This window comes from Streptomyces sp. AC558_RSS880, from assembly GCF_019049255.1.
In the GTDB taxonomy this organism is placed as follows: Bacteria; Actinomycetota; Actinomycetes; order Streptomycetales; family Streptomycetaceae; genus Streptomyces.
Genome location: NZ_JAGMUJ010000007.1, coordinates 67,360 through 79,219, shown reverse-complemented (window position 1 = coordinate 79,219; position 11,860 = coordinate 67,360). Strand labels below are relative to the sequence as shown.

Below are 11,860 nucleotides of genomic sequence, written 5' to 3'. Positions count from 1 at the left end.
ACCGGGAGGGAAGCGTCACCCCGGTCCGCGGCGGGACCCGGATCAGCCGAGCTTGGCCTCCTGCGCCTCGATGACGGCGGTCGGCTGCTCGAACGCCTCGCCCCGGCTGACCGCCGCGATGTTGAAGGACGAGAATCCGGCGAGCGTGGTGCCCTGGCGGAAGACGACGACCTTCGTGTCGGCGGAGGTGCCGTCCAGCTCGGTGCCCACCGTCCAGGCGACCGCGTCCTCGCCGGCCGCGAGCTTCTCCTCGGTGACCTTGGTGACCTGCTGCTTCTCACCGTCGATCGACATGCTGAAGCCCCCGGCGCACTTCTTGCCGGCCTCCCGCAGCGCGGCGAGGGCCCGCTCCGCGCCGTCGGCGTCGTAGGACCGGAGGGAGGTCATCGTCTTGGTGATGTCGAGGGAGTCGAGCATCGCCTCCTCGGCCTCCTCCTCCGTCAGCTCCGCGAGGTCCGGCATGCCCTTCTTCGCCGCATCGGACTCCTGGGTGACGAGCCGCTGGGCGCTCGCCGCCGGCTTGCCCACCGGCACGGACGACAGCGCCTGGGCGACGGGCTCGCACTCGGCCCGCTCGACCGAGAGGGTGCCGGGGTCGAAGACGTCGTCCTTGCCCGGCTCGGCGACCTTGTGGTCCTTGAGGTCGGCCGAGGCGATCACGAGCTTCTCCAGTTCGGCGGCGGTCAGCGCCTCGGCGGCCGGAGCGCTCGACGCGGCGTCGCCCTTCGCCGCCCCGTCCCCGCCGTTCCCGCCCTTCTCGTCACCGCCGCCGCACGCGGTGGCCAGAAGGGCGAGGGCGGCCGCGGAAGCGGTCAGGACGGTACGGCGGACGACGGTGGCTCTCATGGTGCTCACTCCCTGGTTCCGACGCCCCGCGCCCAGGCGCGGCACAGGGCTCACGGGAGTGAGACCGCCGCGAGTCGATCAAGGTTGTACCGCGTCGCCCTCAGACCTGGACGATCGGCTCCCGGGTGAACAGGACGCCGAGTTCAGGGGCGTTCACCCGGCGGTCGGCCAGGCGCAGGCCCTCCCAGGCGGTGACCTGGTTGGCGGTGAGGACCGGCTTGCCGAGTTCCTTCTCCAGGGCGGGGATGTGGGCGATCGTGTGCAGGGCCGTGTCCGGCAGGAGCAGCGCGTCCGCGTCCGGGGTGTCGGCCGCGCGGGCCAGGGCGAACAACTCCTCCTCACCCCAGGTGCCGACCTCCGCCGCCGTGACGATCCCGGAGCCGCGCACCCCGGTCACCTCCGCGCCGCCGGCCCGCAGGAACTCGGCGAAGAGCACGGCCACGTCGTCCGGATAGGTCGCGCCGACGGCGACCCGCCGCGCCCCGATCTCCCGCACCGCGTGCACGAAGGCGAACGACGTCGACGACGCCGGCATGCCCGCCGCCCGGGCGAGGCTGCGCACCTGCTCGTGGGCGCCGTCCCAGCCGTGCACGAAGCTGCCGCTGGTGCAGGCCCACACCACCGCCTCGGCACCCGACAGGCGCAACTGCTGCAGGCCGGCCGCCAGCCGTTCGGGCGCGCCCATCTGGCGCAGCGCGTCCACCCGGTGCACGTCCTCACCGATGTCGGTGTGCACCAGGTCCACCCGGATGTCGCTGCCCAGCAACTGCTCGATACGCGGATAGTCGTCCTCTGCGGAGTGGCCCGGGTAGAGGAATCCCAGTGCGGTCATGTCCAGCCTTCCTGCTGCTTCTCTTCCGGCGCGTCCGGCACATCCGGCAGTACGGGGCCGGGCGCCCGGCCCGGCGGTACGGTCCCGGAGCGCGCCGACGCGTCGATCAGCGCCTGATACGGTCCCACCGCCCGGGTACCCAATCGGCGCAACGCCGCCCACATGGTCACCTGGTTGGCCGAGATGACCGGTATGCGCAGTTCGGCTTCGAGCTGCGGGATGACGTCGTAGGTCGGCAGATCGGTGCAGGAGAGGAACAGCGCGTCCGCCGCGCCGAGCCGGCCGCGCACCGCCGCCCGCCGCGCCATGTCCACCACCTCGCGGTAGGCGACCTTCCAGATCCGCCGGGTCAGCCCCGTGTACGCGCACCCGGTGACCGTGACGCCGGCCCGCGCGACGTAGCTCTCCAGCGCCCGGGTGACCGACACGGTGTACGGCGTGACCAGGGCGACCCGGCGCACGTCCAGCTCCACCAGGGCCTCCAGGAGCGCGCCGGAGGTGGTGATCGCCGGGACCGCGCCGGCCCGGCTCATCGCCTCGCACATCGCGCGCTCGCCGACGATCCCGCCGACGAAACTGCCCGACGTACAGGCGTAGGCGACGACCTCGGGCGCGACCGCGGTGAGGGTGCGCACCGCGTCGCCGAGGGTCTCGTGCTCGCTGATCAGCCGGGCCAGGTCGAGGCTCACCTCGACCGGCACGTACGGCGTGCGGGTCAGGTACGGGGACACCGCGTCCGGCACCCAGCGCCACAGCTCGCGGTCCAGCGCGAAGCCGAAGGGGGCGACGACACCGACACCGCGCTGCGGGCCGGGGCCGCCGAGGAAGGAGACGTCCATGTCAGCACCGGCCTCACGCGGGGAGACGAGCACACAACGGATCGCGGGAACGCCCGTGTTGACGACGGTGGGTTGGGGTGCGAGCGTGGTCAATCCACACATCTCAGACTCCGGCCACTCCGTTCCCCAGCACCCGGCCGGCTCCCGGACACCCCGCCACCCCGCTCCTCGCGCCCCGGCCAGCCCGGAGAAACGACGGCTCATGACCACGCCCACGCTGCTCGTGCTCGACGCCGACCCGCTCCCCCGCCTCGGCCGGCTCACCGGCCGGGTGCGGGTGGAGCACGCGGACGACTCGACGCTCGCCGAGCGCCTGCCCTCCGCCGACGTGCTGCTGGTGTGGGACTTCACCTCGCGCGCGGTGCGCGCCGCCTGGCCGGGCGAGGGACCCCGGCCGCGCTGGGTGCACACGGCGAGCGCGGGCGTGGACCACCTGCTCTGTCCGGAACTCGCCGCCTCCGACACGGTCGTCACCAACGCGCGCGGCGTCTTCGACCGGCCGATCGCCGAGTACGTCGCCGCCCTCGTCCTCGCCTTCGCCAAGGACCTGCCGCGGACGCTGGAGTTCCAGCGGGAGCGGACCTGGCGGCACCGGGAGTCCCGCAAGGTCGCCGGGACCCGTGCCGTCGTGGTCGGCTCCGGGCCGATCGGCCGGGCGGTCGCCAGCACGCTCACCGCGCTCGGCGTCAAAACCGCCCTGGTCGGGCGCGCCCCGCGGGCCGGTGTGCACGGTCCGGACGATCTCGACCGGCTGCTGGCCCGCGCGGACTGGGTGATCGCCGCCGCGCCGCTGACGGAGTCGACGCGCGGCATGTTCGACGCCCGCCGCTTCGGCGTGATGCAGCCCTCCGCGCACTTCGTGAACGTCGGCCGGGGACAGCTGGTCGTGGAGGAGGCGCTGGCCGAGGCGCTGCGGCGGCGCTGGATCGCGGGCGCCGCGCTGGACGTCTTCGCCACCGAGCCGCTCCCCCCGGACAGTCCCCTGTGGCACCTCCCGGATCTGATCGTGTCGCCGCACATGAGCGGGGACACGGTCGGCTGGCGGGACGAACTCGGCGAGCAGTTCGTCGAGTTGTTCGAGTTGTGGGCGGCGGGCAGGCCGCTGGTGAACGTGGTCGACAAGCAGCGCGGGTATGTACCGGGTCACTGACGTTCCTGGGAGGATGGATGAACGCGCTCACCGAGCTGACCGCCGTACGGCTCCTCGACGGCTACCGCAGCGGCGAGTTCGGCCCGGTGGAGGTGGTCCGGGCGGCGCTGGAGCGGGCGGAGGAGATCCAGCCGGAGGTGAACGCGTTCGTCCGGCTGTTCGCCGAGGAGGCGCTGGAGCGGGCCGCCGCGTCCGAGGAGCGGTGGCGGCGCGGTGAGCCGTGCGGGCTCCTTGACGGGGTGCCGGTCACGGTGAAGGACATCCTGCTGCTGCGCGGCGCGCCCACCCTGAAGGGCTCGCGGACCATCGACCCGGCGGCGGGCCGCTGGGACGAGGACGCGCCGTCGGTGGCCCGGCTGCGCGAGCACGGCGCGGTCTTCCTCGGCAAGACGACGACCCCCGAGTTCGGCTGGAAGGGGGTGACGGACTCCCCGCTGACCGGTGTCACGCGCAACCCGCACGATCCGACGCGTACGGCGGGCGGTTCCAGCGGGGGCGCGGCGGCGGCCGTGGCGCTGGGCGCGGGACCGCTGGCCCTGGGCACGGACGGCGGGGGCAGTGTCCGGATCCCGGCGGCGTTCTGCGGGATCTTCGCGCTGAAGCCGACGTACGGGAGGGTGCCGCTGTATCCGGCGAGCGCGTTCGGCACGCTGGCGCACGTCGGCCCGATGACCCGGGACGCGGCGGACGCGGCGCTGCTGATGGAGGTGATCGGCGGCCCGGACTCCCGTGACTGGTCGGCGCTCGGACCGGCGCCCGGCTCGTTCCCGGAGGGGCTCGCGGGCGGGGTGCGCGGGCTGCGGGTGGCGTACTCGCCGTCGCTGGGCGGACAGGTGCGGGTGGAGCCGGAGGTCGCGGCGGCGGTGCGGCGGGCGGTGGAGCGGCTGGCCGGGCTCGGCGCGTACGTCGAGGAGGCCGATCCCGACTTCAGCGAGCCGGTGGAGGCGTTCCACACCCTGTGGTTCGCCGGCGCCGCGCGGGTGACCCAGCACCTCGGCCGGGAGCAGCGGGAGGCGCTCGATCCGGGGCTGCGGGAGATCTGCGGCGCCGGGGCCCGGTACTCGGCGCTGGAGTACCTGGCCGCGATGGACGTGCGGATGGACCTGGGCCGCCGGATGGGCCGCTTCCACGACACCTACGACCTGCTGGTCACCCCGACCGTGCCGATCACCGCGTTCGAGGCGGGCGCGGAGGTGCCGAAGGGGTCCGGGCACCGCCGCTGGACGGGGTGGACCCCGTTCACCTACCCCTTCAACATGACCCAGCAGCCCGCCGCGACCGTGCCCGTGGGCACCGACGCCGACGGGCTGCCCGTCGGGCTGCAGCTGGTGGCCGCACGCCACCGGGACGACCTCGTCCTGCGGGCGGCCCACACCCTGTACGAGGCGGGAGCGGCCTCGAGGATCACGCCCGCCGGAAGCTGAGCGTCTCCCCGGCCGCGCCCGTGCGCCACAGGTCGTTGCAGCCGTCGGCCATGGTGTCCAGCCCTTCCACCACCTGGCCCCAGACGGTGCCGGGGACCCAGCCCACGTCACCGTTGAGGAGCAGGTTGTTGCGCTCGTAGAACAGGGCCAGGTCCACGACCGTGGTGCCGGGGCGGACCTCGCGGTCGTAGCCGTAGGACGTGGTGCCCGACTCGGCGCCCGCGAAGGAGAAATAGCACAGGTCACCCGGAATGGGGGTGACGGTCGGGTTCTCCAGGGGTGGTCCCGTTTCCGCGAAGGGCGGGAAAAGGGCGTAGATCTCGTTGCGGGCGTATTTGGCGTGGTAGACGTCGCCGGACAGCGGGAGGGATTTCCAGACGGCTTCGCAGGTGATCGGCGCCCGGTCGTCGAGCAGTCGGGCCGTGCAGCTGATCCCGCGCTCGACCAGGGAGATCTCGAGAAATCGGTCTGCCATGCCCCTCATCGTTCCGCGCCGGTCAAGGCCGCCCGACCGCCGAACGGGGCCGAAACCGGCCGGAATAACTCGCATCGCTTCGGGTAGCCGCGCCGCCATGGCTCCACCACTGCAACCACTGAGACGATTCCGAGAGACCTCCGGGCCCTCACGTCGATCGCTGCTCGCGGGGGTCGCGGCGCTCGGCGCGCTGGGTGCCGCGGGCTGCTCCCGCGTGCCGACGGCGGCGGCCACGGGCGGCGGTGACCTGCTGGACCGGATGAGGGCGGCGGGGGTCGTCCGCCTGGGCATAGCCGGTGAGATCCCGTTCGGTTACATCGACAGGAACGGCGATCTGACCGGCGAGGCACCGGAGCTGGCCAAGGTCATCTTCAAACGGCTCGGGGTGGACCGGGTGCAGCCCGTGCCCACCGAGTTCGGCTCGCTGATACCCGGGCTGAACTCCCAGCAGTTCGACGTCGTGGCCGCCGGGATGTACGTCAATCCCGAGCGCTGCGAACAGGTCATCTTCTCCGACCCCGACTACCAGATGCTCGACTCGTTCATCGTGCGCAAGGGCAACCCGAAGGGCCTGCACGACTACCGGGACGTCGTCGAGAAGAAGGCGAAGTTCGCCACCGGCACCGGGTACGCGGAGATCGCGTACGCCGTCGAGGCCGGGTACGAGGAGAGCGACATCCTGATCGTCCCCGACCAGGTCGCCGGCCTGAACGCCGTCGAGGCCGGACGCGCCGACGTCTTCGCCGGGACCGCCCTCACCACCCGCGAGGTGGTGAAGAAGTCGAACAAGGCGGAGGTCACGGAGGCCTTCAAACCGATCGTCGACGGGAAGCCGCACGTCGACGGCGGCGCCTTCGCCTTCCGGCCGACCGAGACCAAGCTGCGGGACGCCTTCAACGTCGAGCTGGCCAAGCTCAAGGAGAGCGGCGAGCTGCTCCGCATCCTCAGGCCCTTCGGGTTCACCGAGGACGAGATGACGGATCTGACCGCGAAGGAGTTGTGCGGCGGATGACCTCGGGACTCTGGGAACTCGTACTCAAGGGCGTCTGGGTCACGATCCAGCTGCTCGTCCTCAGCTCGCTGCTGGCGACGGCGGTCTCCTTCGTCGTCGGCGTCGCGCGCACCCACCGGCTGTGGATCGTCCGCTTCCTGGCCGGCTTCTACACCGAGGTGTTCCGCGGGACCTCGGCACTGGTGATGATCTTCTGGGTGTTCTTCGTGCTGCCCCCGGCCTTCGGCTGGCAGCTGGTGCCGCTGTGGGCGGGCACGCTGGCACTCGGCCTGACCTACGGGGCGTACGGCTCGGAGATCGTGCGCGGCGCCCTCGCCGCGGTCGACCCGGCCCAGCGTGAGGGCGGTATCGCGCTCAGCTTCACGCCCTGGCAGCGGATGAGGCTGATCCTGCTGCCGCAGGCGGTGCCGGAGATGATCCCGCCGTTCTCCAACCTGCTGGTCGAGCTGCTCAAGGGCACCGCCCTGGTGTCGATCATGGGCATGGGCGACCTGGCGTTCAGCGGCAACCTGGTGCGGCTGGCGCTGCAGGAGAGCGCGGAGATCTACACGTACATCCTGGTCATCTACTTCGTGATCGCCTTCCTGCTCACCCGGCTCATGCGCGGGCTGGAGAGGAAGCTGAAGGCGGGGGTCGGCAAGGCACCGGTCCGCAAGCCGGACCTGGAGCTGAAGCGGCCCGAGACCACCAACGTGGGAGGTGCGGTCTGATGAAGTGGGACTGGAGCGCGGTCTCCGACTTCATGCCGCACTTCTGGGACGGTCTGCTGGTCACCCTGCAGATCCTGGTCCTGGGTTCGCTGATCTCGTTCGCGCTGGGTCTGGTGTGGGCGCTGCTGATGCGGGTGCCGACGCGCTGGGTGACCTGGCCGGTGGGCGCGGTGACGGAGTTCGTCCGCAACACCCCGCTGCTGGTGCAGCTGTTCTTCCTGTTCTACGTGCTGCCCGAGTGGGGGGTCACCTTCTCGGCGCTGACCACCGGCGTCTTCGCCATCGGGCTGCACTACTCGACGTACACGATGCAGGTCTACCGCGCGGGCATCGAGGCCGTGCCGGTGGGCCAGTGGGAGGCGGCGACGGCGCTGAACCTGCCGCTGCGCCGGACGTGGACCGCGGTGATCCTGCCGCAGGCCGTGCGCAGGGTGGTGCCCGCGCTCGGCAACTACGTCATCTCGATGCTGAAGGACACGCCGCTGCTGATGGCCGTCACCGTGCTGGAGATGCTCGGTGAGGCGCGGCTGTTCTCCCAGGAGAACTTCCAGTTCACCGAGCCCCTGACGGTGATCGGCTTCGCCTTCGTCGTCATCTCCTACCTGGCCTCCCTTGCCCTGCGAGCCCTGGAGCGACGCCTTGTCCACTGACACCCACGCCCCGTTCGACAAGAAGCCCGAGGAGCCCGGGAAGCCGGGGAGCAACGGCGAGCTGATCCGGCTGGAGCAGGTCACCAAGCGGTTCGGGGACCACACGGTCCTGGACCACCTGGACTTCTCCGTGGACGCCGGCAAGCACGTCACGCTGATCGGTCCGTCCGGTTCGGGCAAGACCACGATCCTGCGGCTGCTGATGACACTGCTGAAGCCGGACGAGGGGACGGTCACCGTCGACGGGGAGCGGCTGTTCCCGGCGCCGGAGAAGCAGGTCCGCGAGGTCCGCAAGAAGATCGGGATGGTGTTCCAGCAGTTCAACCTGTTCCCGAACATGACGGTGCTGCGGAACATCACCGAGGCCCCGGTCACCGTGCTCGGCCTGTCCAAGGACGCGGCCGAGGAGCGGGCGCGGGAGCTGCTGGAGCTGGTCGGGCTGACCGACCACCTCGACAAGCACCCCGCGCAGCTGTCCGGTGGTCAGCAGCAGCGGGTGGCGATCGCGCGGGCGCTGGCGATGCGGCCGCGGGTGCTGCTCCTCGACGAGGTGACCTCGGCGCTCGACCCGGAGCTGGTCGCGGGCGTCCTGGACGTGCTGCGGGACATCGCCCGCTCCACCGACATCACCATGCTCTGCGTCACCCACGAGATGAACTTCGCCCGGGACATCTCCGACCAGGTGCTGATGTTCGACTCGGGCCGGATCATCGAGGCCGGTTCGCCGGAGAAGATCTTCAGTGAGCCGGAGCACGACCGGACACGGGAATTCCTCAGCGCGGTGCTGTAGCTACGGACCGTGAACGGGACAATGCCCGAGGTCCACGCCGTGGAGCATCCCTCTGGCATATGCCAGAGGGTCGGCGCCGCAGTTGAGGGGGCCGCGATCTCGTCAACACCCGCTTCCCCGGAGCCGTTTGAGGGCTATCGTGGAGGGGATTCGCTGACCGGATTACGGCCCCAAGAGCGAGCGCAGGGGGAAACCGTGGCGCTGAGGCACGAGCCGACCGCGCCGTACCACTCGGTCCAGGACGCGCTGCGCGTCCTGGAGACGGTGGCGCGGCACACCACAGGAGTCACCGACACCGAAATCGCCCGCGAGACCGGCCTCACCGCGGAGCGGCTGACCACGCTCCTGCGGATGCTGCGCCGCGAGGCCTACGTCGCGCAGATCGCCGACGGCGCGTACGTCACCGGGGCGGCCTTCGCCCGCCTGGGCGCCGCCGAGGGGCACGAGGAGGCGCTGCGCGAGAAGCTCCAGCGCACCCTGGACCGGCTCCGCGACCGCGTGGGCGCCGCCGTCTACCTCAGCCGGTACGTCGACGGCGAGGTCAGGGTCACCCAGTACGCCGACGGCCCGGCCACCCCGAAGGTCAACGAGTGGGTGGACTTCCGTCACTCCGCGCACGCCACCGCGATCGGCAAGAGCCTGCTCACCCAGCTCGACCACAACGGCCGGCGCGACCACCTCGCCCGGCACCGGATGGCCCGGCTCACCTCGCGCACCATCACCAGCGACACGCTGCTGCTCTCCCGGCTGGCGGCGCAGCCGCCCAGCGTGCCCGTGCTGGACCTCCAGGAGTACGCGGTCGGCACGGTCTGCGCGGCCGTCCCGATCACGGCCGGCTCCTCGGCGGGCTGTCTGGCGCTGTCCCTGCCGGTCGCGCACGCCCACCGCCTGCGCCAGGCCGCCGACACCCTCAACCGGAACGCGGCCCCGGTGCTGCTGTCGCTGACGATCTAGGCGAGCCGGCGGTGGTGCGGACCACCCCCGGGGACCGGGTATTATTTTTCTTGTCGCCGACCGCGAGAGCGGACGGCGGGAGTCATGCGCCGCTAGCTCAGTTGGTTAGAGCAGCTGACTCTTAATCAGCGGGTCCGGGGTTCGAGTCCCTGGCGGCGCACCGAGAAGGGCCTCTCGTGGGAGCGAGAGGCCCTTTGACGTGTCCGGACGGGGATCAGAACGTGACGTCGGAGCAGGCGTAGAACGCGTTGCCCGTGTCGTGGACCGTCCACACCGCGAGGATCACGTGGTGTCCGCTGAGCCCGGACGGCAGCCGGCCGCTGTGGGACAGGGTCGCCGGCGGACGCTGGCCGTTGTAGGGCACGGTCAGGAACGGCGTGAGGTTGAGGTCGGAGCGGGCCAGGTTGTGGTTCTGGTTCCAGCCCGGCTTGGTGACGTAGTACTTGAAGTCCGTGGTGGCGTGGCCGACCGTGAACTGCCACCGGAAGGTGTAGTTCTGGCCGCCGGACACCCGGGTCGTGGGCCAGGCGCCGCCCGAGGGGGTCTTCGGGCTGTCGAGCTGGGCGAACCGCGTGTTGTTGGCGGAACAGAGCTGCCCGTCGGCGGGACCCGAGGCGGGGAAGCCCTTCGGGCCCTCGACGCTCTGCGGCTCCCACTGGATGGATCCGCAGTTGGTCACCGAGCCGTTCTGGCAGAGCTTCTGCCGGCTGACCGGCAGATCGGTGTAGCCGTGGCCGCTGGCACCACCGGAGGAGAGCACAAGCGCTCCGGTCGTGGCCAGTCCCACCGCGGCTGCGTACATCGTGGTCCTTGTGCGCATGCTGCCGCTCCTGGTGAACGTGGGGGAGTTTCCGTGAGCCGTGCAGGTAGGTCTAGACCAAGTCTGAGATTATGGGCACGGACTGAGCATGTCCATACCAATCGCAGGGTCCGTTCCCCCGGCGTTCACGGGCCCGCCTCCCCCCGTCCCGCGCAGAACGCCACCGTCAGGTCCTTCACCAGCGCCTTGCGTTCGTAGTCGTCCAGCTCCACCAGTCCCCGCACGGTCAGCCGGGTCACCGTGTCCTCCACCGAGTCCACGACCGCACCGAGCACGCTCGCCCGGTGCTGGGCGTCCAGCGCGGCGATCCGGCGCCGGTGCATCGCGGCGGCCACCTCGGGCGCGTACTCCACCCGGACCGGCCGCACCGCGAACACCTCCACCCCCACCGGCGCGGTGTCCGCCGCCACCAGCCGGGTCAGCGCGTCCTGCGCCGCCTCCACCGCGCCCCTGCCCGCACCCGGCGCCGCCACCGGCACCCGCACCAGCGCCGCCTCGACGCACGCGCGCAGATACGCCTCGTGGTCCTCGACACCCAGCGTCGCCCGCGCGGTGTCCCGCACCCGCCACACCACCAGGACGGCCACCCGCAGCGCGACCCCGCTGCGGTCGGCCGCCCGCATCGGCTCACCGCGCCAGTGCCGCAGCCGCACGTCGACCCGGCGGCGCAGCAGCAGCGGGTTGACCCACATCAGCCCGGTCCGCCGGACGGTCCCCCGGTAGCGGCCGAACAGGCCGAGCACCCAGGCCCGCCCGGTCCGCCCGCGGGCCAGCCCGCCGAACCCGAACAGGCCGAGCGCCCCGGCCCCCGCGTACGCCGCCCACTGCGCGGGGCCGAGCCCCGCCGCACCGGCGCGCGCCGCCGGCCCGAGCGCCTCCGCCACCGGCGGCGGCAGCACGCCCGCCCACCACGAGGTGACCGCGCAGCCGGCCGCCCCGCACATCCCGGCGAACACCCCCACGACCCCGGGCAGCACCCGGGCGGGCCGCTCCACCAGCTCGGGGTCGATCCGCGGGACGGCGGGTTCGGACCGCCCGCCGGCCGGACCGCGCGGACGGGGTCGCTCTCCCGTGCCGCGCCCGCCCTCGTCCGCCCGGCGGGCGACGACCACCGGGCGCAGCCGCACCGGCGCCGGCTCGGGGGCGTCGCGGAACAGCAGGTGGACGGGGATCTCGGTGGTGGACTCGGTGTGGATGAGCCGGGCCGGCCGGGCGACCGCCGTGCCGCCCGCCGGACCGCAGTCCACCGGGCCGCCGGACTCGGGGAGGTGTCCGGAGACGTGTTCGGGGACGTGTTCGGGGGTGCTCTCGGGGACGGGGGATGCCGTCGTGGTCATGCGTGCCTCCAGCCTCCGCGC

General features: G+C 72.1%; 13 protein-coding genes and 1 tRNA gene. 8 read left to right on the top strand and 6 right to left on the bottom strand.

The annotated features are described in order from the left end of the window. Nucleotides 1-42: 42 nt before the first annotated feature. The 3 genes from KUM38_RS02650 to KUM38_RS02640 form a co-directional block, all read right to left on the bottom strand. Nucleotides 43-846: a hypothetical protein gene (locus KUM38_RS02650; RefSeq protein ID WP_217127619.1), complete on the bottom strand. Its 804-nt coding sequence runs from the start codon at nucleotides 844-846 to the stop codon at nucleotides 43-45. 100 nt (nucleotides 847-946) lie between these two features. Then, the gene (locus KUM38_RS02645) at nucleotides 947-1,678 is read right to left on the bottom strand and encodes an aspartate/glutamate racemase family protein (RefSeq protein WP_217127618.1); all 732 of its coding nucleotides are present in this window, start codon (nucleotides 1,676-1,678) and stop codon (nucleotides 947-949) included. Then, nucleotides 1,675-2,517, bottom strand: coding sequence for an aspartate/glutamate racemase family protein (locus KUM38_RS02640; RefSeq protein WP_217127878.1), 843 nt, complete (start codon nucleotides 2,515-2,517; stop codon nucleotides 1,675-1,677). The genes KUM38_RS02645 and KUM38_RS02640 overlap by 4 nt, the downstream gene beginning before the upstream one ends. A gap of 202 nt (nucleotides 2,518-2,719) precedes the next feature. Between KUM38_RS02640 and KUM38_RS02635 the strand changes: the two genes are divergently transcribed. Continuing rightward, entirely contained in the window at nucleotides 2,720-3,667 is a 948-nt protein-coding gene (locus tag KUM38_RS02635) for a D-2-hydroxyacid dehydrogenase (protein WP_217127617.1), read from the top strand. A 17-nt stretch (nucleotides 3,668-3,684) separates the two neighbouring features. Further along, on the top strand, nucleotides 3,685-5,091 hold the full coding sequence (locus KUM38_RS02630) for an amidase (protein ID WP_217127616.1): 1,407 nt from the start codon (nucleotides 3,685-3,687) through the stop codon (nucleotides 5,089-5,091). On the opposite strand, the gene KUM38_RS02625 is transcribed toward KUM38_RS02630, so the two are convergent. Beyond that, a complete protein-coding gene (locus KUM38_RS02625) occupies nucleotides 5,072-5,566 on the bottom strand; it encodes a DUF3830 family protein (RefSeq protein WP_217127615.1) in 495 nt (164 codons plus the stop codon). The two genes, KUM38_RS02630 and KUM38_RS02625, sit on opposite strands and share 20 nt — an antisense overlap. Before the next feature lie 97 nt (nucleotides 5,567-5,663). Between KUM38_RS02625 and ehuB the strand changes: the two genes are divergently transcribed. The 6 genes from ehuB to KUM38_RS02595 all read left to right on the top strand — a co-directional run bounded on the left by ehuB (nucleotide 5,664) and on the right by KUM38_RS02595 (nucleotide 9,842). Beyond that, entirely contained in the window at nucleotides 5,664-6,578 is a 915-nt protein-coding gene (gene ehuB / locus KUM38_RS02620; RefSeq protein WP_217127614.1) for an ectoine/hydroxyectoine ABC transporter substrate-binding protein EhuB, read from the top strand. After that, nucleotides 6,575-7,288, top strand: coding sequence for an ectoine/hydroxyectoine ABC transporter permease subunit EhuC (gene ehuC, locus KUM38_RS02615; protein WP_217127613.1), 714 nt, complete (start codon nucleotides 6,575-6,577; stop codon nucleotides 7,286-7,288). The genes ehuB and ehuC overlap by 4 nt, the downstream gene beginning before the upstream one ends. After that, nucleotides 7,288-7,938 carry an ectoine/hydroxyectoine ABC transporter permease subunit EhuD gene (gene ehuD / locus KUM38_RS02610; RefSeq protein ID WP_217127612.1) on the top strand — a complete coding sequence of 217 codons (651 nt, stop codon included), beginning with the start codon at nucleotides 7,288-7,290 and terminating at the stop codon, nucleotides 7,936-7,938. Before ehuC ends, ehuD begins: the two co-directional genes overlap by 1 nt. Beyond that, on the top strand, nucleotides 7,928-8,728 hold the full coding sequence (gene ehuA / locus KUM38_RS02605) for an ectoine/hydroxyectoine ABC transporter ATP-binding protein EhuA (RefSeq protein ID WP_217127611.1): 801 nt from the start codon (nucleotides 7,928-7,930) through the stop codon (nucleotides 8,726-8,728). Before ehuD ends, ehuA begins: the two co-directional genes overlap by 11 nt. Before the next feature lie 195 nt (nucleotides 8,729-8,923). Then, a complete protein-coding gene (locus tag KUM38_RS02600) occupies nucleotides 8,924-9,682 on the top strand; it encodes an IclR family transcriptional regulator (RefSeq protein ID WP_217127610.1) in 759 nt (252 codons plus the stop codon). Between the two features lie 86 nt (nucleotides 9,683-9,768). After that, a tRNA-Lys gene (locus KUM38_RS02595) sits at nucleotides 9,769-9,842 on the top strand. A gap of 54 nt (nucleotides 9,843-9,896) precedes the next feature. On the opposite strand, the gene KUM38_RS02590 is transcribed toward KUM38_RS02595, so the two are convergent. Together KUM38_RS02590 and KUM38_RS02585 are read right to left on the bottom strand one after the other, a co-directional pair. Beyond that, nucleotides 9,897-10,502 (bottom strand): lytic polysaccharide monooxygenase, encoded by a 606-nt coding sequence (locus KUM38_RS02590; RefSeq protein ID WP_217127609.1) that lies wholly within the window; start codon nucleotides 10,500-10,502, stop codon nucleotides 9,897-9,899. A 125-nt stretch (nucleotides 10,503-10,627) separates the two neighbouring features. Further along, nucleotides 10,628-11,839 carry an SPFH domain-containing protein gene (locus tag KUM38_RS02585; RefSeq protein ID WP_217127608.1) on the bottom strand — a complete coding sequence of 404 codons (1,212 nt, stop codon included), beginning with the start codon at nucleotides 11,837-11,839 and terminating at the stop codon, nucleotides 10,628-10,630. Nucleotides 11,840-11,860 lie beyond the last annotated feature (21 nt).

Bases quoted from the DNA above. Each gene is read 5' to 3' on its own strand.
- KUM38_RS02625 (WP_217127615.1), bottom strand. From the start codon at position 5,566: ATGGCAGACCGATTTCTCGAGATCTCCCTGGTCGAGCGCGGGATCAGC.
- KUM38_RS02630 (WP_217127616.1), top strand. From the start codon at position 3,685: ATGAACGCGCTCACCGAGCTGACCGCCGTACGGCTCCTCGACGGCTAC.
- KUM38_RS02640 (WP_217127878.1), bottom strand. From the start codon at position 2,517: ATGGACGTCTCCTTCCTCGGCGGCCCCGGCCCGCAGCGCGGTGTCGGT.
- ehuC (WP_217127613.1), top strand. From the start codon at position 6,575: ATGACCTCGGGACTCTGGGAACTCGTACTCAAGGGCGTCTGGGTCACG.
- KUM38_RS02650 (WP_217127619.1), bottom strand. From the start codon at position 846: ATGAGAGCCACCGTCGTCCGCCGTACCGTCCTGACCGCTTCCGCGGCC.
- KUM38_RS02635 (WP_217127617.1), top strand. From the start codon at position 2,720: ATGACCACGCCCACGCTGCTCGTGCTCGACGCCGACCCGCTCCCCCGC.
- KUM38_RS02645 (WP_217127618.1), bottom strand. From the start codon at position 1,678: ATGACCGCACTGGGATTCCTCTACCCGGGCCACTCCGCAGAGGACGAC.
- KUM38_RS02585 (WP_217127608.1), bottom strand. From the start codon at position 11,839: ATGACCACGACGGCATCCCCCGTCCCCGAGAGCACCCCCGAACACGTC.
- ehuD (WP_217127612.1), top strand. From the start codon at position 7,288: ATGAAGTGGGACTGGAGCGCGGTCTCCGACTTCATGCCGCACTTCTGG.
- ehuB (WP_217127614.1), top strand. From the start codon at position 5,664: ATGGCTCCACCACTGCAACCACTGAGACGATTCCGAGAGACCTCCGGG.
- KUM38_RS02590 (WP_217127609.1), bottom strand. From the start codon at position 10,502: ATGCGCACAAGGACCACGATGTACGCAGCCGCGGTGGGACTGGCCACG.